The organism is Mycobacterium colombiense CECT 3035 (genome assembly GCF_002105755.1).
GTDB lineage: Bacteria > Actinomycetota > Actinomycetes > Mycobacteriales > Mycobacteriaceae > Mycobacterium > Mycobacterium colombiense.
In genome coordinates this window covers 3511904-3533427 of sequence record NZ_CP020821.1, presented here as the reverse complement: position 1 = coordinate 3533427, position 21524 = coordinate 3511904, and the positions used below count along the sequence as shown (strand labels likewise).

The 21524-nt window shown below is 67.4% G+C and carries 23 protein-coding genes and 1 pseudogene; 14 read left to right on the top strand and 10 right to left on the bottom strand.

From position 1 onward, the window contains the following. The first annotated feature begins 67 nt into the window (after nucleotides 1-67). From ipdE1 to B9D87_RS16400, 6 genes are all read left to right on the top strand, one after another. Nucleotides 68-1216: an acyl-CoA dehydrogenase IpdE1 gene (ipdE1, locus tag B9D87_RS16425; protein ID WP_007772407.1), complete on the top strand. Its 1149-nt coding sequence runs from the start codon at nucleotides 68-70 to the stop codon at nucleotides 1214-1216. Further along, the gene (gene ipdF, locus B9D87_RS16420) at nucleotides 1213-2001 is read left to right on the top strand and encodes a (5R,7aS)-5-hydroxy-7a-methyl-1-oxo-2,3,5,6,7,7a-hexahydro-1H-indene-carboxyl-CoA reductase (protein ID WP_007772408.1); all 789 of its coding nucleotides are present in this window, start codon (nucleotides 1213-1215) and stop codon (nucleotides 1999-2001) included. The genes ipdE1 and ipdF overlap by 4 nt, the downstream gene beginning before the upstream one ends. Before the next feature lie 82 nt (nucleotides 2002-2083). Then, complete coding sequence (locus B9D87_RS16415; RefSeq protein WP_080598572.1) at nucleotides 2084-3256, top strand: DUF4878 domain-containing protein; 1173 nt, start codon at nucleotides 2084-2086, stop codon at nucleotides 3254-3256. 74 nt (nucleotides 3257-3330) lie between these two features. Continuing rightward, a complete protein-coding gene (gene kstR2, locus B9D87_RS16410) occupies nucleotides 3331-3951 on the top strand; it encodes a TetR family transcriptional regulator KstR2 (RefSeq protein ID WP_007772410.1) in 621 nt (206 codons plus the stop codon). Between the two features lies 1 nt (nucleotide 3952). After that, on the top strand, nucleotides 3953-5113 hold the full coding sequence (fadA6, locus tag B9D87_RS16405; protein WP_007772411.1) for a steroid 3-ketoacyl-CoA thiolase FadA6: 1161 nt from the start codon (nucleotides 3953-3955) through the stop codon (nucleotides 5111-5113). 100 nt (nucleotides 5114-5213) lie between these two features. Beyond that, entirely contained in the window at nucleotides 5214-6074 is an 861-nt protein-coding gene (locus tag B9D87_RS16400; protein ID WP_007772412.1) for an endonuclease domain-containing protein, read from the top strand. Between the two features lie 69 nt (nucleotides 6075-6143). Here B9D87_RS16400 and B9D87_RS16395 read toward each other — a convergent pair whose 3' ends face one another. The 6 genes from B9D87_RS16395 to echA20 form a co-directional block, all read right to left on the bottom strand. Next, nucleotides 6144-6884: a hypothetical protein gene (locus B9D87_RS16395; protein WP_007772413.1), complete on the bottom strand. Its 741-nt coding sequence runs from the start codon at nucleotides 6882-6884 to the stop codon at nucleotides 6144-6146. Continuing rightward, on the bottom strand, nucleotides 6881-7528 hold the full coding sequence (locus tag B9D87_RS16390) for a SatD family protein (protein WP_007772414.1): 648 nt from the start codon (nucleotides 7526-7528) through the stop codon (nucleotides 6881-6883). The genes B9D87_RS16395 and B9D87_RS16390 overlap by 4 nt, the downstream gene beginning before the upstream one ends. A gap of 65 nt (nucleotides 7529-7593) precedes the next feature. Then, a complete protein-coding gene (gene ipdC, locus B9D87_RS16385; protein ID WP_007772415.1) occupies nucleotides 7594-8667 on the bottom strand; it encodes a (3aS,4S,5R,7aS)-5-hydroxy-7a-methyl-1-oxo-octahydro-1H-indene-4-carboxyl-CoA dehydrogenase in 1074 nt (357 codons plus the stop codon). Then, nucleotides 8667-9407 carry a cholesterol ring-cleaving hydrolase subunit IpdB gene (ipdB, locus tag B9D87_RS16380; protein WP_167540323.1) on the bottom strand — a complete coding sequence of 247 codons (741 nt, stop codon included), beginning with the start codon at nucleotides 9405-9407 and terminating at the stop codon, nucleotides 8667-8669. The genes ipdC and ipdB overlap by 1 nt, the downstream gene beginning before the upstream one ends. 8 nt (nucleotides 9408-9415) lie before the next feature. Further along, on the bottom strand, nucleotides 9416-10300 hold the full coding sequence (gene ipdA / locus B9D87_RS16375; protein WP_007772418.1) for a cholesterol ring-cleaving hydrolase subunit IpdA: 885 nt from the start codon (nucleotides 10298-10300) through the stop codon (nucleotides 9416-9418). Continuing rightward, entirely contained in the window at nucleotides 10297-11055 is a 759-nt protein-coding gene (echA20, locus tag B9D87_RS16370) for a (7aS)-7a-methyl-1,5-dioxo-2,3,5,6,7,7a-hexahydro-1H-indene-carboxyl-CoA hydrolase (RefSeq protein ID WP_007772420.1), read from the bottom strand. Before echA20 ends, ipdA begins: the two co-directional genes overlap by 4 nt. A gap of 62 nt (nucleotides 11056-11117) precedes the next feature. Here echA20 and B9D87_RS16365 point away from each other — a divergent pair, with 62 nt between their 5' ends. Together B9D87_RS16365 and B9D87_RS16360 are read left to right on the top strand one after the other, a co-directional pair. After that, nucleotides 11118-11915, top strand: a complete 798-nt coding sequence (locus B9D87_RS16365) for an SDR family oxidoreductase (protein ID WP_415623656.1) — start codon at nucleotides 11118-11120, stop codon at nucleotides 11913-11915. Between the two features lie 15 nt (nucleotides 11916-11930). After that, nucleotides 11931-12836 (top strand): SDR family oxidoreductase, encoded by a 906-nt coding sequence (locus tag B9D87_RS16360; RefSeq protein WP_007772428.1) that lies wholly within the window; start codon nucleotides 11931-11933, stop codon nucleotides 12834-12836. On the opposite strand, the gene B9D87_RS16355 is transcribed toward B9D87_RS16360, so the two are convergent. From B9D87_RS16355 to B9D87_RS16340, 4 genes are read right to left on the bottom strand one after another with little or no spacing between them, the layout of a single operon-like run. Next, complete coding sequence (locus B9D87_RS16355; protein WP_007772429.1) at nucleotides 12833-13285, bottom strand: nitroreductase family deazaflavin-dependent oxidoreductase; 453 nt, start codon at nucleotides 13283-13285, stop codon at nucleotides 12833-12835. The two genes, B9D87_RS16360 and B9D87_RS16355, sit on opposite strands and share 4 nt — an antisense overlap. A 38-nt stretch (nucleotides 13286-13323) precedes the next feature. Further along, nucleotides 13324-13776, bottom strand: coding sequence for a nitroreductase family deazaflavin-dependent oxidoreductase (locus B9D87_RS16350; protein WP_007772432.1), 453 nt, complete (start codon nucleotides 13774-13776; stop codon nucleotides 13324-13326). A gap of 18 nt (nucleotides 13777-13794) precedes the next feature. After that, entirely contained in the window at nucleotides 13795-14181 is a 387-nt protein-coding gene (locus tag B9D87_RS16345; RefSeq protein ID WP_007772434.1) for a DUF8021 domain-containing protein, read from the bottom strand. Nucleotides 14182-14204: 23 nt separating this feature from the next. Next, a complete protein-coding gene (locus tag B9D87_RS16340; RefSeq protein ID WP_007772436.1) occupies nucleotides 14205-15368 on the bottom strand; it encodes a steroid 3-ketoacyl-CoA thiolase in 1164 nt (387 codons plus the stop codon). A gap of 134 nt (nucleotides 15369-15502) precedes the next feature. Here B9D87_RS16340 and B9D87_RS16335 point away from each other — a divergent pair, with 134 nt between their 5' ends. The 6 genes and pseudogenes from B9D87_RS16335 (at nucleotide 15503) to ltp2 (ending at nucleotide 21458) form a co-directional block, all read left to right on the top strand. Beyond that, nucleotides 15503-16753, top strand: coding sequence for a cytochrome P450 (locus B9D87_RS16335; protein WP_007772437.1), 1251 nt, complete (start codon nucleotides 15503-15505; stop codon nucleotides 16751-16753). Then, the gene (locus tag B9D87_RS16330) at nucleotides 16753-17778 is read left to right on the top strand and encodes an acyl-CoA dehydrogenase family protein (protein ID WP_007772438.1); all 1026 of its coding nucleotides are present in this window, start codon (nucleotides 16753-16755) and stop codon (nucleotides 17776-17778) included. Before B9D87_RS16335 ends, B9D87_RS16330 begins: the two co-directional genes overlap by 1 nt. Then, nucleotides 17769-18931, top strand: a pseudogene (gene fadE29 / locus B9D87_RS16325) (acyl-CoA dehydrogenase FadE29). The gene B9D87_RS16330 and the pseudogene fadE29 overlap by 10 nt, the downstream one beginning before the upstream one ends. Beyond that, nucleotides 18928-19890, top strand: a complete 963-nt coding sequence (locus tag B9D87_RS16320) for a bifunctional MaoC family dehydratase N-terminal/OB-fold nucleic acid binding domain-containing protein (protein ID WP_007772452.1) — start codon at nucleotides 18928-18930, stop codon at nucleotides 19888-19890. Before fadE29 ends, B9D87_RS16320 begins: the two are co-directional and overlap by 4 nt. Beyond that, the gene (locus B9D87_RS16315; RefSeq protein ID WP_007772453.1) at nucleotides 19887-20288 is read left to right on the top strand and encodes a MaoC family dehydratase; all 402 of its coding nucleotides are present in this window, start codon (nucleotides 19887-19889) and stop codon (nucleotides 20286-20288) included. Before B9D87_RS16320 ends, B9D87_RS16315 begins: the two co-directional genes overlap by 4 nt. Then, entirely contained in the window at nucleotides 20289-21458 is a 1170-nt protein-coding gene (gene ltp2, locus B9D87_RS16310; protein WP_007772454.1) for a 17-hydroxy-3-oxo-4-pregnene-20-carboxyl-CoA lyase, read from the top strand. Nucleotides 21459-21524: the final 66 nt, after the last annotated feature.

The following is a 21524-nucleotide window of genomic DNA, read 5'->3' as shown; positions in this document are numbered from 1 at the left end:
TCCGCCCGCGAAGCGCAGTCGCCGACGGCCTAACAAAGCAAGTGCTTGGTAGGTTAGCCTACAGGGCATGCAGGACGTCGAGGAGTTCCGGGCGGAGGTCCGTCAGTGGCTCGCCGACAATCTGGTCGGCGAATTCGCAGCTCTCAAGGGCCTCGGCGGGCCCGGACGCGAGCACGAGGCGTTCGAGGAGCGCCGGGCATGGAACCAGCATCTGGCCAAGGCCGGGCTGACCTGCCTGGGGTGGCCGGTCGAGCACGGCGGCCGCGGCCTGTCCACCGCGCACCGGGTGGCGTTCTACGAGGAGTACGCCAAGGCCGACGCCCCGGACAAGGTCAACCACTTCGGCGAGGAGTTGCTCGGTCCCACGCTGATCGCCTTCGGCACGCCCGAGCAGCAGCAGCGCTTCCTGCCGCGCATCCTCGACGTCACCGAGCTGTGGTGCCAGGGGTATTCGGAGCCGGGCGCCGGCAGTGACCTGGCCAACGTGGCGACCACCGCCGAACTCGACGGCGACGAGTGGGTGATCAACGGCCAGAAGGTGTGGACGTCGCTGGCGCACTGGGCGCAGTGGTGCTTCGTGGTCGCGCGCACCGAGAAGGGGTCCAAGCGCCACGCCGGGCTGTCGTATCTGCTGGTGCCGCTGGACCAACCGGGCGTCGAAGTGCGACCGATCATCCAGTTGACCGGCGACTCGGAGTTCAACGAGGTGTTCTTCGACGACGCCCGCACCGCGGCCGACCTGGTGGTCGGCGAGCCAGGGGACGGCTGGCGGGTCGCGATGGGGACGCTGACCTTCGAGCGGGGCGTGTCGACACTGGGTCAGCAGATCCGTTACGCCCGTGAGCTTTCCAACCTGGCAGAGCTGGCCCAGCGCACCGGCGCCGCCGACGACCCGTTCATCCGCGAGCGGCTGACCCGGGCGTGGACCGGCTTGCGCGCCATGCGCAGTTACGCGCTGGCCACCATGGATGTCGAGCAGCCCGGCCAGGACAACGTGTCGAAGTTGTTGTGGGCCAACTGGCATCGCGGTCTGGGCGAATTGGCCATGGACGTCGTCGGCAAGCCCGGACTGACGTTGACCGACGGCGAGTTCGACGAATGGCAGCGGCTGTTCCTGTTTACCCGCGCCGACACCATCTACGGCGGATCCAACGAGATCCAGCGCAACATCATCGCCGAGCGGGTGCTCGGCCTACCCCGAGAGGTCAAAGGATGAGTCTGTCCGAAGCCCCGAAAGAGATTGCCGGACATGGACTTCTGCAGGGCAAGGTGGTGGTCGTGACCGCCGCCGCGGGCACCGGCATCGGCGCGTCGACGGCGCGGCGGGCGCTGGCCGAGGGCGCCGACGTGGTGATCTCGGATCACCATGAACGGCGGCTGGGGGAGACGGCCGACGAGCTCGCCGCGCTGGGGCAGGGCCGCGTCGAAAGCGTGCTGTGCGACGTGACCTCCACCGCGCAGATCGATGCGCTGTTCGCGTCGGCGACCGCGCGGATGGGACGCATCGACGTCCTGGTGAACAATGCCGGGCTGGGCGGGCAGACCCCGGTGGTCGACATGACCGACGAGGAATGGGACCGCGTCCTCGACGTCACCCTCACGTCGGTGTTCCGCGCCACCCGCGCGGCGCTGCGCTACTTCCGCGACGCGCCGCACGGTGGGGTGATCGTCAACAACGCCAGCGTCCTCGGCTGGCGCGCGCAGCACTCGCAGTCGCACTATGCCGCGGCCAAGGCCGGGGTGATGGCGCTGACCCGTTGCAGCGCAATCGAAGCCGCCGAGTACGACGTGCGGATCAATGCGGTGTCGCCGAGCATCGCGCGGCACAAGTTCCTGGAGAAGACGTCGTCGTCGGAGTTGCTCGACCGGCTGTCGGCCGGCGAGGCCTTCGGACGGGCGGCCGAGCCGTGGGAGGTCGCGGCCACCATCGCATTCCTCGCCAGCGACTACTCCAGCTACCTCACCGGCGAGGTCATCTCGGTTTCCAGTCAGCACCCGTGAGCTGCGATCTCGCTGACTAGCGCGAGCCCACGACGTGTTTACAATTGTCGACCAACGCGGTTGACGCAGGTGGGAGGGCGCTGTGAGCGAAGGACCGGGTCACCGGCCGTGGGGTGAGAACCCGACTCCCGCAAGCACACCCGGCCAGCCTCCGGGCGCGCCCTGGCAATCGGGCGCGGGCTGGCCGGAACAGTGGGGGCAGGGCGCTCAGGCAACGCCGTTCGAGCAGCCGGCATACGGGCCGTGGTCTTCGCCGCCGCCGGTCACCGTCGCCCACTTCAACGGGCCGCACGGCGGCCCCGGTCAACGCAATCGCAGGCCGTTGATCATCGGGTTGAGCGTGGCCGCCGTCGTGCTGGTGGTGATCGTCATCGCCGTGATCGCCGTCAGCAGTGGCGGCGGATCGGGCAGCGCCGGGGATGCCGCCAAGGGCTACCTGGAGGCGCTCGCCCGCGGGGACGCGCAAGCCGCGCTGACGTACAGCACCGACCAGCCGGCGTCGAAAGAATTCCTGACCGACGACATCCTCAAACGGCAGATCGCGCGGTGGCCAATCACCGACATCAAGATCCTCGACGACAATTCCGCGCGTGGCTTCGGCTTCGGGCAGGTGCATGTTTCGGCGAAATTCGGCGACAACACCTCGGACGTGACCATGTCGATCAAGAAGGCAGGCAACGACTGGAAGCTCGACCACGCCGCGATCAAGGTGGACACGCTGAACGCGGGCATCGAACAGGCCGCCGTCAAAACCGCGACGTTCTTCGGCAAGCCCGTCGGCACCGCTCCGGTCTACGTCTTTCCCGGTTGGCTGGACGTCGCCAGCAGCAACCCGAATCTGGCCGTCAACCCGAAAAAGCCGTTCCTGCTTGACAATTTGACGACGGCGGGAGCGTACTTCAACGACCTGGAGTTCAAGCTGAGCGACAAGGGGGTTGCGGCGACCAGTTCCGCGATCTCGGCGGCGCTGGCGAATTGCGCGAACTCCACTCAGCTGCGGCCGGCCGACTGCCCCCAGCACGCCTTCGACTACGACCTGGTGGACGGGACCGCCGCGTGGGGCAAGCCGGACATCAGTGGCCTCAAGATCAACCTGTTCGACCCGTTCCGTCTCGAGGCGTCCTTCTCCGGGTCGGTGAACTTCCCGCTGACCGCCCAGACCCGGTCGGGGGGCACCAAAACGAGCGTGGTGAACGCGTTCGTATCCGGCACCGCCGACGAGTCGCAGAACCCGCCGGTGGTCTCGCTGCGCTGACGCCGCCGTCGGCCGTCGGGGCGGGAAACCACACCTCGGTGGCCAAGCAAGCGCTTGGTTGATACTCTGATCGGGTGGACCGAGTGCCCGGTCAGGCCAACAGCCGGCGAGACGAGCTACTGGAGCTTGCCGCGACCATGTTCGCCGAGCGTGGATTGCGCGCCACCACCGTGCGCGACATCGCCGACAGCGCCGGCATCCTGTCCGGCAGCCTGTATCACCACTTCTCCTCCAAGGAGGAGATGGTCGACGAGCTCCTGCGCAGTTTCCTGGACTGGTTGTTCGCCCGCTACCGCGAGATCGTGGACAGCGAGGCCAATCCCCTGGAGCGGCTCAAGGGGTTGTTCATGGCGTCGTTCGAGGCGATCGAGCACCGGCACGCGCAGGTCGTCATCTACCAGGACGAGGCCCAGCGGTTGTTGTCCCAGCCCCGGTTCTCCTACATCGAGGACATGAACCGGCAGCAACGCAAGATGTGGCTCGAATTGCTCAATCAGGGCGTGGCGGAGGGCTGCTTTCGGCCCGACCTCGACGTCGACCTGATCTACCGCTTCATCCGGGACACCACGTGGGTGTCGGTGCGCTGGTATCAGCCGGGCGGGCCGCTTACCGCGGAGCAGGTCGGCCAGCAATACCTCGCCATCGTTCTTGGCGGAATTACTGCCGAATCGAAGAAGATCGAAGAAGGAGTCTGAAATGCCTGAGGCGTACGTCATCGACGCTGTGCGTACCGCGGTCGGCAAGCGCGGCGGATCGCTGGCCGGGGTTCACCCGGTCGACCTCGGCGCGCTGGGCTGGCGCGGGCTGCTGGACCGGGTCGACGTCGACCCCGCCGCCGTTGACGACGTGATCGCCGGCTGCGTCGACGCCATCGGCGCGCAGGCGGGCAACATCGCCCGGCTCTCGTGGTTGGCCGCCGGCTATCCCGAAGAGGTTCCCGGCGTCACCGTCGACCGGCAGTGCGGATCCAGCCAGCAGGCCATTTCCTTTGGCGCACAGGCGGTCATGTCCGGCACGGCCGACCTGATCGTCGCCGGCGGCGTGCAGAACATGAGCCAGATCCCGATCTCGTCGGCCATGACGGTGGGCGAGCAGTTCGGCTTCACCTCGCCCACCAACGAGTCCAAGCAGTGGCTGCACCGCTACGGCGACCAGGAGATCTCGCAGTTCCGCGGGTCGGAGATGATCGCCGAGAAGTGGAACCTGTCTCGCGAGGAGATGGAGCGCTTCGCGCTGACCAGTCACGAGCGCGCGTTCGCGGCCATCCGCGGCGGCCACTTCGACAACGAGATCATCACCGTCGAAACCGAATCCGGGCCGTTCCGGGTTGACGAGGGCCCTCGTGAGTCCTCGCTGGAGAAGATGGCCGGGCTCAAGCCGCTGGTCGAAGGCGGCCGGCTGACGGCGGCCATGGCCAGCCAGATCTCCGACGGCGCCAGTGCCGTGCTGCTGGCGTCCGAAAAGGCGGTCAAGGAGCACAATTTGACGCCGCGGGCGCGCATCCACCACATCAGTGCCCGCTCCGCCGACCCGGTCTTCATGCTGACCGGGCCCATCCCGGCGACCCGGTACGCGCTGGACAGGGCCGGGCTGTCCATCGACGACATCGACACCGTGGAGATCAACGAGGCGTTCGCGCCGGTGGTGTTGGCCTGGCTCAAGGAGATCAAGGCCGACCCGGAGAAGGTCAACCCCAACGGCGGCGCGATCGCGCTCGGCCACCCGCTGGGTGCCACCGGCGCCAAGCTGTTCACCACCATGCTCAACGAGCTGGAGCGCATCGGCGGGCGCTACGGGCTGCAGACGATGTGCGAAGGCGGCGGCACGGCCAACGTCACGATCATCGAGCGCCTGTAACTCGTTGCGCCGACAGTGAAATCCGCGGCGGCTCAACGGCGTGTCGCGTCGTAGGCTTCACACTCGCAGAGGTGTCGGTGGGCGTTGGCAGCATGCCAGCATGACCGAACTCTTCCTGGGCAGTGAGGCCTTGGCGGCAAAAGTGATGCCGGAGCGGGCAATGCGCTCCCTCTACGAGCCTGTCTACCCAGGCGTCTACTGCCCGGGCGGCATCGCGCTGACGGCGCGCGAACGCGCGCAGGCGGCATGGCTTTGGTCGCGGCGCAAGGGCGTCGTCGCGGGAAACTCGGCGGCCGCACTGCTCGGGGCGAAGTGGGTCAGCCCGCCGCTCGATGCTGAGCTGGTACACGTCAATCGGCACGCACCTGCCGGCATTGTCGTGCACAGTGAGACACTGCTCCGCGGTGAGGTCGTCGAAGTCGACGGCATGCTGGTGATCAGTCCGGCACGTACGGCTTTCGATGTTGGACGGTGGACATCGTCGCGGCTGTTTGCGGTGCAGCGGCTCGACGCGCTGGCGAACGTAACCGACGTCAAAGTCACCGACATCGAAGCCGTGATGGCCGAGCATCGCGGCATGCGCGGTCTGGTTCGGCTCAAAGCCGTGTTGCCGCTCGTGGACAGCGGAGCAGAGCCTCCGCAGGAGACCCGCACCCGGCTGGTGTTGATCGCCGCGGGTTTGCCTGTGCCACAGACACAGATCCGAGTGTGCGATGACTATGGCGACTTCATTGCGCGCATCGACATGGGGTACCGGGAGCTGCGGGTCGGCATCGAGTACGACGGGCCACAGCACTGGACGGACGCCGGGCAGCGCGATCGCGACATCGACCGGTACACCGCATTGGCCGACTTGGGCTGGACGATCATCCGGGTTAGCAGCGACCTTCTCCGCTATCGGCAGGGTACCTTTATTGCCCGTGTCGTCGCCGCGATGCGCGCCGCGGGATGGCGTCCTTGACCGCCGAGTATGAATTTCTCGACGGCTCAGCGGTGTGTCGCGTCGTGAAGTTCACACTCGGCCAGCATGTTAGCGGGTTGCCACGACCAGGCCGATGCCGCCCAGGGCGAGCAGCCAACTCGTGAAGCTGCCGACCAGGAAGTACTCGGTCACCTCGTCGATCCCGACGCCGCCGTTGCGGTTTGTCTGAGCGTTCAATTCGGGGAACCGGATGATGCCCTTGGCGGCGACGACGGCGCTGGCCGCGGCCACCTGCCCGCCGACGCCGAGGCTCAGGATCAGCAGGCGCTCCATCGGACCCAGCAGCCTGCCGCCCTTGAGCCGGTCCGACGGCTGCGGCTCACCGGCCGGGCGCACCGCGCCCACCGAACCAAGCACCAAGCGCACCAACTGGTTTGCGGTTGCGAACTGAACCAGCACCACGCCGACGAGCATCAGCAGCCGGGTGGGTGCCACATGGTCGAGCGGCAGGTGGACCCAGGCCGACCACCGCGCGACGGCGCCGCCGGCCGGTGCCGACCAGCCGGACGACACGACCAGCAGCGCCAGCGCGAAGCCGAAGACGGCCAACGGTGCCCCCTGCGCGGTGCCGCTGCGCTCGCTGCGCCCGCACAGCCATTCCCAGGCGATGACCGCGACGCCCGCCAACACCAGCAACGCGATGTCGCCGGCATGCCATAGGGCCCCCAGCGCCGCGCACGCCAGCACCACCAGCGGCCCGATCAGCAGCGGCGGCCAGGCCGCACGGATCGCGCGCCGGGCGAGGTCGGCGACTCCCAGCGCGATGAGAAAGACCGCGATGGCGCTCACGGCAGGCTCCGAAGGTATTGGCTGGCAAGGACTATCAGGTCCAAGCCATCGCGGCCGGCCCGCTGCGATATCGCCGACGGGCTGATGCCCTCGTCGGCGGCGAGCTCTTTTTTGGTCCGGCCTGTCATCAACCCCGTCACAATCCGCAACGACCTCTCATCGAGCGATCCAAGCAGATGGTCCCGACAAATCAGGGCAGCGTTGACCGCGGCGACGTCGTCGCGTGTGTCGCCGTCGGCCCGGAACGTCGTGCGCACCAGCGCAAAGCCCGGCTGTTGCTGAGCCGCCGCGGTCTGCTGGATGGCCTCTCGCGCCGTCCACCAGCCCGGCCCGTCCTGGATTCCCGCGTCGGCGTCCAGGACGGTGACCGTGCCCCAGCCGATGCCGAACCGGACGTCGACCTCGGGACCGACGGCCAGCCGCAGCGACAGGGCGGCATCGATCGCGGCCCCCACGGTCGGGTAGCTGCCCTGAAACTCGTCGCCAACGGTGAACGCCGGGGGATCGGTGGCGTCGGCGGCGATGTTCCGCAGGGCGCTCGCCAGGGCCCGGTGCAGCTTCGCGCGGTCGGTGGCGCGCCTGGAGCCCACGACGTCGCCGATGAGGGTCGCTCGCGGTGAAGTGTATTGCTTCAACCGGACCATATGAAGATTATAGCTTAATAATGCTAGGTTTCAGCTATACGCTTCAATCCCGCGGTCCTGGCCGGTTACGGCCCTTCGACCAGCCCGGATGCCGCTTGCAGGTGCTCGATCGCGTCGCGCACGATCGATTCGATCAGTTCGGCGCACGACGGCAGGTCTTCGAGGATGCCGGCCACCTGTCCGGAAGCCAGCACGCCGGCCTCGGTGTTCCCGTCGACCAGGCCGGCTTTCAACAGCATCGGGGTATTGGCTGCCATCACCACCTGCGACCAGGTCAGCTCCTTGCCGTGGCGCATGGCCAGGCCGTCGCTGATCATCGCCCGCCAGGTCATCTGCGACATGTGCTTGAACTTGGCGGCGTTGCGCACGGCGGCGGTCAGGCCCCTGATCGGCGTGCCGTTTTCCAGCTTCTCGACCAGGCCGGTGCGCAGCACCCGGTGCGGCATGCCGTCCACCCGGGTGGTGACGACGGTGCCGTCCAGCGCGGACTCCAGGTAACGGCGTTTCACCGCATCCGGCACAGTCGAATCCGAGGTCAGCAGGAAGCGGGTGCCCATCGCGACGCCCGCGGCGCCGTAGCTCAGCGCGGCCGCCAGGCCGCGCCCGTCGAAGAATCCACCGGCCGCGATCACCGGAATCCCGCTGCCCTGCACGGCGTCCAGCACCGACGGCAGCAGCAAGGTCGTGGCGACCGGGCCGGTGTGCCCACCGCCCTCGCCGCCCTGCACGATCATCGCGTCGGCGCCCCAGCTGGCCACCTTGCGGGCGTGCTTGGCCGCGCCGATCGACGGAATCACCACGGCGCCGGCGTCTTTCAGGCGTGCGATGAGTTCCTGCTTGGGCGCCAGGGCGAAGGAGGCCACCTTGACGCCTTCGCGGATCATCAGGTCGACGCGGTCGCCGGCGTCGGCGGCGTCGGCGCGGATGTTCACGCCGAACGGCTTGTCGGTCGACGCCTTGACCTTCGCGATGGCCGTGGCCAATTCGTCCAGCGTCATGGTGGCCGAGGCCAGGATGCCCAGCCCGCCGGCGTTCGCCGTGGCGGACACCAGCCGGGCACCGGCCACCCAGCCCATCCCGGTCTGGACCACCGGGTGCTCGACGCCGACCAGCTCGGTCAGCGGCGTGCGCAATCTCATCAGCGGATCTCTCTGTCGCGCAGCGCCTTCGGGTCGATGACCTTGCGGATCAGGCGCAGCTCGTCGTCGGTCGGCAGCCTGGTCTCCGCAGCGGCGTCCAGGCCGTGCACCTCGAACGAGGTGTTCTCGGCGACCTCGTCGGCCGCGACGCCGGGATGCAGGGACACCACCCGCATGGTGCGGTCCGGGCCGCCGAAATCGAACACGCCGAGGTTGGACACCACCCGGTAGGTGTTCGCGAACCGGAACGCCGGATTGCCGGGGTCCACGTTGTTCCAACCGATTCCGCAGACGATGTCGACCTTCTCGCAGAACACCCGCTTGGAGTGGTTGCCCACCCAGTAGCTGGTGGCGTGGTTGATGGCGTTGCCGGGCGCGCCCCGAACACCGAACATTTGGCGCTTGGGCTGCTGCAGCGGGCCGAATGCCGAGATGTTCTGATTGCCAAAGCGGTCAACCTGATTGGCGCCCATCACCACGTGCCGCCGGCCCCAGGCCAGGGTTTCGAAGACCCGGCTGAACGGCATCCAGCCCTCCACGGGAGCGGACGCGCCCAAAGCCGGGGTCTCGGCCAGCAGCTGCGCCTCGCCGTCGGTGAGCAGGATGTCCGGTGAAAAGGTCAACCGGGCCAGCCGCGCGCCGACCGAGGCCATGTTGGTCATCGGGCTGACCATGATCTCGCCGGCGTCCCGGAACAATTCGGCGCAGGCGACCGCGCAGATCTCGGATCGGGTGATCAGGTCGCCCTTCATGACGAGGCCTCCTCTTTGAACGCGCGCACGGCCGCTTGATAGTCGTCCTCGCTGCCGGACAGGAAGGTCTGCACGAACCGCTGCCAGCCCTCGTCCGTCGAGGCCGCCTCGGCGTAGTGCCGCTGAAACTTCTCGTCGCGGCCGTAATCCGGTGCCGCGGTGGTGAAGTGGGCGCCGCCCGGCGCCTCGACCACACCGTCGACCATCATGCGGTTCACCAGCAGCGCCTGCGGGGGGACCGCTTTGACCAATTCCTGGGTGGACACCACGCGTTCCACCGACAGGAAGCGCTTCTCGGCGGCCATCAGGAACAGGTCGTCGAAGTACGGGTCGATCCCGGTGTAGGCCGCATTACCTTGCGCGTCACCGAGATTGAGATGCGCGAACGCGGCGTCCAGGCGCAGGGCCGGCATCGCGATCAGGGTCTCGTGCCCACCGCCGGGTGCGGGATACGGGCTGGTCACCGTCTGCAGCTCGCCCTCCCAGAAGTCCGGCACCGAGCTGCCCAGCCCGGCCCGGATCGGCAGGAACGGCAACCGTTGTGCGGCGGCCTGCAGCCCGCAGCGCAGCATGCCCTCGTCCATCTCCCGGGCCTCGATCGCGCCGTTGGCACGGGCCTTGGCGAACCAGGGGTCGTAGAAGGGCGGGGAGTCCAGCGAGACGAATCCGTAGTAGACCCGCTTGACCTTGCCGGCCGAGCACAGCAGGCCCAGGTCCGGTCCGCCGTACGTGACCACGGTCAGGTCGGTGATGTCGGTGCGCAGCAGCGCGCGCACGAACGCCATCGGCTTGCGCCGTGATCCCCAGCCGCCGATGCCGATGGTCATGCCGCTGCGCAATTGCGCGACGGCCTCGTCGAGGGTGGTTCTCTTGTCGCTCAAGACTTCTCGCCCTTCGTCGTACCGGCGAACGCGTCGCGGTGCTCGTCGGAAACGCCGGCGAGGTTGAGTTCGAACGTAAAGCCTTGCTCCATGCGGTAACTCGAGTTGACTCGTTGCACGTCGATCAGGTTCAGCGCTTCCTTGGCCGCGCGGATGACCCGGGTGTCCTTGGCGGCGATGTCGCGCGCGACCCGCAGGGCGGCCTCGTCGAGCTCGTCGCGCGGCACCACCTCGTGCACCGAACCGAAGTGGTGCAGGGTGGCGGCGTCGACGGTGGCCGCGGTGAAGAAGAGCCGCCGCATCATGTGTTGCGGAACCAGCCGCGACAGGTGCGTCGCCGCGCCGAGCGCGCCGCGTTCCACCTCCGGCAGCCCGAAGGTGGCGTCGTCGGAGGCCACGATGACGTCGGAGTTGCCGACCAGCCCGATGCCGCCGCCGACGCAGAATCCGTTGACCGCGGCGACGACCGGCACCGCGCACTCGTAGACCGCGCGGAACGCGGCGAAGCAGCCGCGGTTGGCATCGATGAGCGCGGTGAATCCCTCGGTGCGCTGCATCTCCTTGATGTCGACCCCGGCGTTGAAGCCGCGGCCCTCGGCGCGCAGGACCACCACGTGGGTGTTGGGGTCTTGGCCGGCCGCGGTGATGGTGTCGGCGAGTTCGAACCAGCCGCGCGACGGGATGGCGTTGACGGGCGGGAAGTCGACGGTGACCGCGACGATGCCCGGTTCGGTGGTTGTGGATGTGATGGGCAAGGTGCCACTTCCTTGTGGGGGTGTAACTACCTAAGCAAGCACTTGCTTGGTACGCTAGCACAGTGACTCGCGCCGAAGCATGCCCCCCATTTGGAGAAGGCATCAACCTGGGGCTGGCCGGGCGGGTGGTTCTCGTCACCGGCGGTGTTCGTGGGGTGGGTGCCGGCATCAGCTCCGTTTTCGCCGGGCAGGGCGCCACCGTCGTCACCTGCGCGCGACGGGCGGTCGACGGATCGCCCTACGAATTCCACTCGTGCGATGTCCGCGACGACGACGCCGTCAAGGGGTTGGTCGACACCATCGTGGACCGGCACGGGCGCCTCGATGTCGTCGTCAACAACGCCGGGGGATCGCCCTACGTGCTGACCGCGGAGTCCAGCGCCAAGTTCAACCGCAAGATCATCGAACTCAATCTTCTTGGTGCGCTGTCGGTTTCGCAGCACGCGAACGACCACATGCAAACCCAGCCGCAGGGCGGGTCGATCGTCAACATCTGCAGCCTGTCCGGACGCCGGCCGTCTCCGGGAACGGGCGCCTACGGCGCGGCCAAGGCCGGCCTGGAAAGTCTGACGCAGACCCTGGCGGTGGAGTGGGGCCCGAAGGTCCGGGTGAACGCCTGCGTGGTCGGCATGGTGGAGACCGAGCAGTCCGAACTGTTCTACGGCGATGCCGATTCCATCGCGGCGATCTCGAAGAATGTGCCGTTGGGCCGGCTGGCCGATCCCGCTGATATCGGTTGGGCCGCAGCCTTTCTGGCCTCCAACTTGGCGGCCTACATCAGCGGGGCCTCGTTGGAGGTGCACGGCGGCGGTGAGCCGCCGCACTATCTGGCCACCACGAACGCGAGCGCGATCAAGTAGAGGAGACAGGAAACTATGGGAGTGGTTGACGGCCGCGTCGTCATCGTCACCGGAGCGGGCGGCGGTATCGGTCGCGCGCATGCGCTGGCCTTCGCGGAAGAAGGCGCGCGTGTGGTGGTCAACGACATCGGGGTGGGCCTGGACGGCTCGCCGGCCGGCGGTGGCAGCGCCGCCCAGAGTGTGGTCGACGAAATCACCGCCGCCGGTGGTGAAGCCGTCGCCGACGGATCCAACGTCGCGGACTGGGACCAGGCGGCGAGCCTGATCCAGACCGCCGTCCAAACCTACGGCGGCCTGGACGTTTTGGTGAACAACGCCGGCATCGTGCGCGACAGGATGATGGCCAACACCAGCGAAGAGGAGTTCGACGCCGTCATCGCCGTGCACCTCAAGGGGCACTTCGCCACGATGCGCCACGCCGCGTCGTACTGGCGGGGACTGTCCAAGGAGGGCAAAACCGTTGACGCCCGGATCATCAACACCAGCTCGGGCGCCGGCCTGCAGGGCAGCGTCGGGCAGGGCAACTACAGCGCCGCCAAGGCCGGCATCGCGGCGATGACGTTGGTCGCCGCCGCCGAGATGGGACGCTACGGCGTCACCGTCAACGCCATCGCGCCCTCGGCCCGCACCCGCATGACCGAGACGGTGTTCGCCGAGATGATGGCGACGCAGGACCAGGAATTCGACGCCATGGCGCCGGAAAACGTTTCACCGCTGGTGGTTTGGCTGGGCAGCGCCGAATCGCGCGACGTCACCGGCAAGGTGTTCGAGGTCGAGGGCGGCAAGATCCGGGTCGCCGAGGGCTGGGCACACGGGCCGGAGATCGACAAGGGCGCGCGGTGGGATCCCGCGGAACTGGGGCGCGTCGTCGCCGATCTGCTCGCCAAGGCGCGCCGGCCCGTCCCGGTCTACGGCGCCTAGCGCGGTTCGCACACCACCAGCGGGATCACCCGGTCGGCGGTCTCGCGGTATTTGCGATAGGCCGGGTACATCCGCGTCAATCGTGGCCAATACCGTTCGCGCTCAGCGTCGGTCGCGTCCCGGGCGACCAGATCCAGGCGCTGGGCGCGGATCTGCACCCGCACGTCGGGGTTCTCTTTGAGGTTGAGATACCACAGCGGATCCTCGTCGCGCCCGCCGAAGGACGCGGGCAGGATCACCCGATCGCCGTCGCGCAGGTAGAGGGTCGCGGTGGTCCGCGGCTCGTCGGACTTGCGTCCGGTGGTGGTCAGCAGGGCCGCCGGGAAGCGCAGCAGCTTGGCGCCGACCTTGCCGTTGGTCCGTCGGTACACCCAGATGTGGGCCCGCGCGAAATACTTGAGCAGCAGCGCAATCGGGCGCGAGTTGCGGATCCAGCGGCCGTTGGACATGGTGCCCAGATGATTCCCCGCCAGGGCGAAACGGAAACTTAGGGGTCGCAGATGACGATCGGGATGACCCGGTCGGTCCAGGCCCGGTAGTCGTCGAACGAGGGATACATGGCGTCCAGCTTCGGCCAGTACTCCGCGCGTTCCGCCTCGGTGGCATCGCGGGCCCGCAGCTGCAGGACCTCGTCCTTGATCTGCACGGAGACTTTCGGATCGGCTTTGAGGTTGAGATACCACAACGGGTGTTTGTCACTGCCGCCCTTCGAGGCGACTAGAACGACCCGGTTCCCCTCACGCAGGTACAGCAGCGGGCTCACCCGGGGTTCACCGGTCTTGCGGCCGGTAGTGGTGAGCAGCGCGACCGGAGCCTTCTGGAAAGTGCCGCCGAACTTTCCGTTGCTGAGCTTGTAGATCCACGTGTTGCCCTTGGCCATCCATTTGATGATGAAACCCACCCAGGGAGCGTTGAGCGAACGTGGCTTCGGTTTCGGCATGGGAGTTCCTCGACGTCCTTAACGCTGGATGAAGGGTTGGAAGCGAACGGTGATGTGGTGGATTTCGGCCTTCCCGCTTGCGCTTTCGGCCGGAATCACGAAGGTCTCGTTGACGCGCGCGGCGAGCCGCCGGCCGCCGAACGCCGCCTTGGTCAGCACCTGGTACACCGCGTGCACCCGGTCACCGTCGATGCGGTAGTCCGGTGGCGTCGTGTCCGCGAGCAACCGGTACTGCAGCCCGCGATTGAGGCTGCGCCGCAAGTGATTTCCGGAGAACCCGTTCTTGATCCCCTGCTCGATGCGGGTGCAGCCGCGCGCGAACGGAACGGAGTCACCGTCATGGTTGACCAACGCGTCGATGTAGGCCTGCGCCGCGGCGACGCGGCTGTCGTCGGAGACGCTCACCGGGAAACGGAAACGATCGCGCGCTAGATGCGCTCGATGATGGTGCCGGTGGACAGGGCGCCGCCCGCGCACATGGTGATCAGCGCGGTGGTCTGGTCCGTGCGTTCCAGCTCGTGCAGCGCCGTGGTGATCAGCCGGCTGCCGGTGCTGCCCACCGGGTGGCCCAGCGCGATGGCCCCGCCGTTGACGTTGACCTTGGCCATGTCCGGGTCGTGCACCCGGGCCCACGACAGCACCACCGAAGCGAAGGCCTCGTTGATCTCGGTGATGTCGATGTCGCCCATCTTCATCCCGGCCTTCTCCAGCACCTTCGCCGTCGACTGCACCGGACCGTCCAGGTGGTAGTACGGCTCGGCCCCGACCAGCGCCTGGCTGACGATGCGGGCCCGCGGCCGCAGGCCCAGCGCCTTGGCTTTGTCCTCGTCCATCCACAGCACCGCCGCCGCGCCGTCGGAGATCTGCGACGACGTCCCCGCCGTGTGGATTCCGCCCTCGATGACCGGCTTGAGCGAGCTCAGGCCCGACAGCGTGGTGTCGCGCAGGCCCTGGTCGCGGCTGATGGTGACGCGCTCGGACGTCGGTTGCTTGTTCTCGTCGAGGGCCGGCGCCTCGATCGGGGAGATTTCGCGGTCGAAGCGGCCCTCTTCCCAGGCCTGCTTGGCCTTGGTCTGGGACGCCAGGCCGAACTCGTCGATGTCCTCACGGGTGATGCCGCGCCGCTTGGCGATCCGCTCGGCCGCGGTGAACTGGTCGGGCAGGTCGATGTCCCAGGATGCGGGCCGCAGAATGGTGCGGTCCGGACCGGCGTTCGCGCCCAGCCCGACGCGGCTCATGGCCTCGATGCCGCACGCGATACCGATGTCGATCGCGCCGGCCGCGATCAGCCCGGCGACCAGGCCGTTGGCCTGCTGGCCGCTGCCGCACTGGCAGTCCACGGTCATGGCGCCGACGTGATCCGGCAGCCCGGCCACCAGCCAGCTGACCCGGCTGATGTTGTTCGACTGCTCGCCGTACTGTGTGACGCAGCCGCCGATGACCTGTTCGACGTCGCCGGCGTCGATGCCGGCCTTCTCGACCAGCGCCTTCTGGACCGCACCCAACAGCTCGGTGGCGTGCAGGCCGGACAGCCATCCGTTCCGCTTACCGATGGGGCTACGAGTGGCTTCAACGATGACAGGGTTACCCATTCCGTCAGGCTAGAACACGTTTCATTACTCTGACAAGCGAGGATGGTGACCTGCCTTTTATCTAGCTACGAGGCGTGTTTTACTGGGCACTAGAACACGTTGCAATTAGCGTTGTTAAAAGGAGCGCACTCTACATGGCACCCCCCAACATTCCCGCCGACTTCGACTTTCTCGACCCCGACATCAACCTCGCCGGGCTGCCCGTCGAGGAGCTCGCCCAGCTGCGTAAGGCAGAGCCGATCCACTGGGTCGACATCCCGAATGGTGCGGGCGGGTTCGAGGACCACGGGTATTGGATCGTCACCAAGCACGCCGACGTCAAGGAGGTGTCGAAGCGCAGCGACGTCTTCTCCAGCTGGATGAACGGCGCCATCCCGACCTGGCCGCCGGAGATGAAGCGTGAGCAGGTCGAGCTGCAGCGCAGCGTCATGCTCAACATGGACGCCCCGCACCACACCCGGCTGCGCAAGATCATCTCGCGCGGGTTCACGCCGCGGGCCATCGGACGGCTGGAGGCCGAGCTGGCGCAGCGCGCCCAGAACATCGCCGCGACCGCCGCGAAAGAGGGCAGCGGTGACTTCGTCGAACAGGTGTCGTGCGAGCTGCCCCTGCAGGCCATCGCGGGTCTGCTGGGCGTTCCGCAGGAGGATCGCGACAAGCTCTTCCGCTGGTCCAACGAGATGACCGGTGGCACCGACCCCGAGTACGCCCACGTCGACCCCGCCCAGTCGTCGGTGGAGCTCATCACCTACGCCATGGCGATGGCTGAGGAGCGGGGCAAGAACCCCACCGACGACATCGTCACCACGCTCATCGAGGCCGACATCGACGGCGAAAAGCTCTCCGACGACGAGTTCGGCTTCTTCGTGGTCATGCTGGCGGTGGCCGGCAACGAGACCACGCGGAACTCGATCACCCACGGCATGATCGCGATGGCGAACAACCCCGATCAGTGGGAGCTCTTCAAGAAGGAGCGCCCGGTGACCACGGCCGACGAGATCATCCGTTGGGCCACACCGGTTTCGGCCTTCCAGCGCACCGCCAACGAGGACACCGAGTTGAGCGGCGTGCAGATCAAGAAGGGCCAGCGGGTGGTGATGTCGTACCGGTCGGCCAACTTCGACGAAGAAGTCTTCGAAGACCCGCACACCTTCAACATCCTGCGCGACCCGAACCCGCACGTCGGTTTCGGCGGCACCGGGGCCCACTACTGCATCGGCGCGAACCTCGCCCGCATGACGATCAACCTGATCTTCAACGCGGTCGCCGATCACATGCCGGATCTCAAGCCGATCGGCGAGCCCGAGCGGCTGCGATCGGGCTGGCTCAACGGCATCAAGCACTGGCAGGTCGACTACGCCGGCCAGCCCGCGGTGACGTCCTGATGGACTTCGATCTCACCGCGACGCAACAGGCCGTCGCCGATGTGGTGACCTCGGTGTCCGAGCGCGAAATGAGCTGGGACGCTTTGGTCAGCGGGGGCGTGACGGCGCTTGCGGTGCCCGAACGCCTCGGGGGCGACGGCGTGGGTCTGCAAGAGGTCGCCACCGTGCTGACCGAGATCGGCCGCCACGGCGCCATCACGCCGGCGCTCGCCACTTTGGGTTTCGGGGTGCTGCCGCTGCTTGATCTGGCCTCCGACGAACAGCAGGACCGGTTTTTGGCCGGCGTCGCCAAGGGTGCGGTCCTGACCGCCGCCCTCAACGAGCCGGGGACCGCGCTGCCGGACCGGCCGTCGACCACGTTCGCCAACGGACGGTTGTCGGGCACCAAGGTCGGCGTCGGCTATGCGGGACAAGCGGATTGGATCCTCGTCACCGCCGACAGCGCGGTGGTCGTGGTGTCGGCGAAGGCCAAGGGAGTCGAGGCGGTGCAAACCCCCACCTCGAACGGCTCCGAGGAGTACACGGTCACCTTCGCCGACGTGGCGGTCGGCGACTCCGACGTGCTGGCGGGCGCCACGGCTTCCCGGGTCAACCAGCTGGTGCTGGCCGCCGTCGGCGCCTACGCCGACGGGCTGGTGGCCGGGGCGCTGCGCCTGACCGCCGACTACGTGGCCAACCGCAAGCAGTTCGGCAAGCCGCTGTCGACGTTCCAGACCGTGGCCGCCCAGCTCGCCGAGGTCTACATCGCCTCGCGGACCATCGATTTGGTGGCGAAGTCGGTCGTCTGGGGCCTGTCGGAAAGGGGCGGATCCGCCCCTCAGGTGGTGGACGACCTGGACGTGCTCGGCTACTGGGTCACCTCGCAGGCGCCGCCGGTCATGCAGATCTGCCATCACCTGCACGGCGGGATGGGAATGGACATCACCTATCCGATGCACCGGTACTACTCCACGATCAAGGACCTGTCCCGGTTGCTGGGCGGTCCTTCTCATCGTCTCGATCTGGTGGGAGCGCAATGTTCATAGACCTGACTCCGGAGCAGCGCCAGCTGCAAGCGGAACTGCGGGAATACTTTTCGAACCTGATCTCGTCCGACGAGATGAAGGCGATGGAGCAGGACCGCCACAACGAGGCCTACCGCGCGGTGATCCGGCGGATGGGCCGGGACGGCAAGCTCGGCGTCGGATGGCCAAAAGAGTTCGGCGGCTTGGGCTTCGGTCCGATCGAGCAGTCGATCTTCGTCAACGAGGCGCACCGGGCCGACGTGCCGCTGCCCGCGGTGACGTTGCAGACGGTCGGCCCGGTTCTGCAGCAGTTCGGCAGCGATGAGCAGAAGAAGAAGTTCCTGCCGGCCATCCTGGCGGGCGAGGTGCACTTCGCGATCGGCTACACCGAGCCCGAGGCGGGCACCGACCTGGCCTCGTTGCGGACCACCGCCGTGCGCCAGGGCGACGAGTACATCGTCAACGGGCAGAAGATCTTCACCACCGGTGCCCACGACGCGGACTACATCTGGCTGGCCTGCCGCACCGACCCGGAAGCCGTGAAGCACAAGGGCATTTCGATACTGATCGTCGACACCAAGGATCCCGGTTACTCCTGGACTCCGATCATCCTGTCCGACGGTGCCCACCACACCAACGCCACCTACTACAACGACGTGCGGGTGCCCGCCGACATGTTGGTCGGCGAGGAGAACGGCGGCTGGCGGCTGATCACCACCCAGCTCAACAACGAGCGGGTCATGCTGGGCCCGCGGGCCGCACCGCCGGCATCTACGACCGGGTGCACGCGTGGGCGTCCAAGCCGGGCAGCGACGGCGTCACGCCGATCGACCACCAGGACGTCAAGCGGGCGCTCGGTGAAATCCACGCGATGTGGCGGATCAACGAGCTGCTCAACTGGCAGGTCGCCGCAGCGGGCGAGGACATCAACGTGGCCGACGCCGCGTCGACGAAAGTCTTTGGCACCGAGCGCATCCAGTACATCGGTCGGCTCGCCGAGGAGATCGTCGGCAAGTACGGCAACCCCGCCGACTCGGACACCGCCGACCTGCTCAACTGGCTGGACTCCCAGACCAAGCGCAACCTGGTCATCACCTTCGGCGGGGGCGTGAACGAAGTGATGCGCGAGATGATCGCCGCGTCCGGCCTCCAAGTGCCGAGGGTGCCTCGATGACCGATATCAAGGAAGCGGTCGCGGAAATCACCGCCACCGTCGTCGCTAAGCCGCGGGATGCGCGGGATCCGGTCAACCAGCCGACGATCAACAACTGGGTCGAGGCGCTCGGCGATGCCAACCCGATCTATGTCGACGAGGCCGCCGCGAAGGCCGCCGGTCATCCCGGAATCGTCGCGCCGCCGGCCATGATTCAGGTGTGGACCATGTTCGGTCTGGGGGGCGAGCGCCCGACCGACGACCCCATGGGTCCGATCATGCAGCTGTTCGACGACGCCGGCTACATCGGTGTGGTCGCGACCAACTGCGAGCAGACCTATCACCGGTATCTGCGTCCTGGCGAGCGGGTCACCGTCCACTCCGAGATGCGCGACGTTGTCGGCCCCAAGCAGACCGGGCTCGGTGAAGGCTGGTTCATCAACCAGCACATCACCTGGCGGGTCGGCGACGAGAATGTCGCCGAGATGGAATGGCGCATACTGAAGTTCAGGCCACGCGAGGATTCCGGAGCCACCGGTTCCGTGCCGGTGGACCTGGACGCCGACGCCATGATGCGTCCCGCGGTCTCGCGCGACACCGCCTTCTTCTGGGAGGGCGTCAAAGCGCACGAACTGCGCATCCAGCGCCTGGCCGACGGCACCCTGCAGCACCCGCCGGTGCCGGCGGTGTGGCAGGACAAGGCCGAGCCCATCGACTACGCGGTGGCCAGCGGCCGCGGCACGGTGTTCAGCTTCGTGGTGCACCACGCTCCGAAGGTTCCCGGTCGCACGCTGCCGTTCGTGATCGCGCTGATCGAGCTGGAAGAGGGCGTCCGGATGCTCGGTGAGCTCCGCAACGTCGACCACGCCGAGGTCAAGATCGGAATGCCGGTCCGCGCAACCTATATCGACTTCCCGGCCGGTGAGTCCGGCCCGGAGTGGAGCCTGTACGCGTGGGAGCCCGTGGGAGACGAAGCATGAGCGCACCCGTCGTCGAAGTGGGCACCACCCTGCCCGAACTCAAGCTGCACGGCACGCCGACGTTCATCATCTCTACGGCCCTGGCCACCAGGGACTTCCAGGACGTGCACCATGACCGGGACCTGGCTCAGGCCAAGGGTTCCAAGGACATCTTCGTCAACATCCTCACCGACACCGGCCTGGTGCAGCGCTACGTCACCGACTGGGCGGGCCCGACGGCGCGGATCAAATCGATCGGGCTGCGGCTCGGCGTGCCGTGGTATGCCTACGACACCGTCACCTTCTCCGGTGAGGTGACCGGCGTCGACGATGGCCTGATCACGCTGAAGGTGTTTGGCCGCAACAGCCTTGGCGACCATGTCATCGCGAACGTGACGCTCACGATCGGGGGTTCCTAGATGTTGTCGGGTAAGGCTGCGATCGTCGGCATCGGTGCCACCGACTTCTCCAAGGACTCGGGCCGCAGCGAGCTGCGACTGGCCGCCGAGGCGGTCCTGGATGCGCTGGACGACGCGGGGTTGAGCCCCTCCGACGTCGACGGGCTGACCACGTTCACGATGGACACCAACAACGAGACCGCGGTGGCGCGCGCGGCCGGCATCGGTGACCTGAAGTTTTTCTCGCAGATCGGGTATGGCGGCGGTGCCGCGTGCGCGACCGTTCAGCAGGCGGCGATCGCCGTGGCCACCGGCGTGGCCGACGTGGTCGTCGCGTACCGGGCCTTCAACGAGCGCTCGGGCATGCGATTCGGTCAGGTGCAGACCCGGCTGGTGGGAAACGCAGGGGTGCAGGCTGATTCGACGGCTGCGGACAATTCCTTCTCCTACCCGCACGGGCTTTCCACGCCGGCCGCACAGGTAGCCATGATCGCCCAGCGCTATATGCATCTGTCGGGCGCGACCAGCCGGGACTTCGGTGCGATCTCGGTGGCCGACCGCAAGCATGCGGCGAAGAACCCCAAGGCGTATTTCTACGAGAAGCCGATAACCATTGAGGAACACCAGAATTCGCGGTGGATCGCCGAGCCGCTGCGGCTGCTGGACTGCTGCCAGGAGACCGACGGTGCGGTCGCGATCGTGGTGACGTCGCCGGAGCGCGCGAAGGATCTCAAGCAGCGACCGGCGATCATCGAGGCCGCGGCGCAGGGGTCCAGCCCCGACCAGTACACGATGGTCAGCTACTACCGGCCCGAGCTCGGCCTGCCCGAGATGGGGGTCGTGGGCCAGCAGCTGTGGGCGCAGTCGGGGTTGCGGCCGACCGACATCCAGACCGCGATCCTGTACGACCATTTCACGCCGTTCACCCTGATTCAGTTGGAAGAGTTGGGATTCTGCGGCAAGGGCGAGGCCAAGGACTTCATCGCCAACGGCGCCATCGAGATCGGTGGGCGACTGCCGATCAACACCCACGGTGGGCAACTCGGCGAGGCCTACATCCACGGCATGAACGGCATCGCCGAGGGTGTGCGGCAACTGCGCGGCACCTCGGTGAACCCGGTGCCCGACGTCGAGCATGTCCTCGTCACCGCGGGCACCGGCGTGCCCACCTCCGGCCTGATCCTCGGCTAGCGGGATTTTCGTCGCGAGTGTGCGGCCAGCCGCACACTCGACGCCCACGGCGCGGCCAGCCGCACA

Excerpts from the sequence above, each read along its gene's own strand:
- B9D87_RS16360 (WP_007772428.1), top strand. The coding sequence starts at position 11,931 with ATGGGAGTGGTTGACGGCCGCGTCGTCATCGTCACCGGAGCGGGCGGC.
- B9D87_RS16315 (WP_007772453.1), top strand. The coding sequence starts at position 19,887 with ATGAGCGCACCCGTCGTCGAAGTGGGCACCACCCTGCCCGAACTCAAG.
- B9D87_RS16355 (WP_007772429.1), bottom strand. The coding sequence starts at position 13,285 with ATGTCCAACGGCCGCTGGATCCGCAACTCGCGCCCGATTGCGCTGCTG.
- B9D87_RS16330 (WP_007772438.1), top strand. The coding sequence starts at position 16,753 with ATGGACTTCGATCTCACCGCGACGCAACAGGCCGTCGCCGATGTGGTG.
- ltp2 (WP_007772454.1), top strand. The coding sequence starts at position 20,289 with ATGTTGTCGGGTAAGGCTGCGATCGTCGGCATCGGTGCCACCGACTTC.
- B9D87_RS16390 (WP_007772414.1), bottom strand. The coding sequence starts at position 7,528 with ATGGTCCGGTTGAAGCAATACACTTCACCGCGAGCGACCCTCATCGGC.
- B9D87_RS16400 (WP_007772412.1), top strand. The coding sequence starts at position 5,214 with ATGACCGAACTCTTCCTGGGCAGTGAGGCCTTGGCGGCAAAAGTGATG.
- B9D87_RS16335 (WP_007772437.1), top strand. The coding sequence starts at position 15,503 with ATGGCACCCCCCAACATTCCCGCCGACTTCGACTTTCTCGACCCCGAC.
- B9D87_RS16320 (WP_007772452.1), top strand. The coding sequence starts at position 18,928 with ATGACCGATATCAAGGAAGCGGTCGCGGAAATCACCGCCACCGTCGTC.
- ipdE1 (WP_007772407.1), top strand. The coding sequence starts at position 68 with ATGCAGGACGTCGAGGAGTTCCGGGCGGAGGTCCGTCAGTGGCTCGCC.
- B9D87_RS16340 (WP_007772436.1), bottom strand. The coding sequence starts at position 15,368 with ATGGGTAACCCTGTCATCGTTGAAGCCACTCGTAGCCCCATCGGTAAG.
- fadA6 (WP_007772411.1), top strand. The coding sequence starts at position 3,953 with ATGCCTGAGGCGTACGTCATCGACGCTGTGCGTACCGCGGTCGGCAAG.
- ipdF (WP_007772408.1), top strand. The coding sequence starts at position 1,213 with ATGAGTCTGTCCGAAGCCCCGAAAGAGATTGCCGGACATGGACTTCTG.
- ipdC (WP_007772415.1), bottom strand. The coding sequence starts at position 8,667 with ATGAGATTGCGCACGCCGCTGACCGAGCTGGTCGGCGTCGAGCACCCG.
- B9D87_RS16350 (WP_007772432.1), bottom strand. The coding sequence starts at position 13,776 with ATGCCGAAACCGAAGCCACGTTCGCTCAACGCTCCCTGGGTGGGTTTC.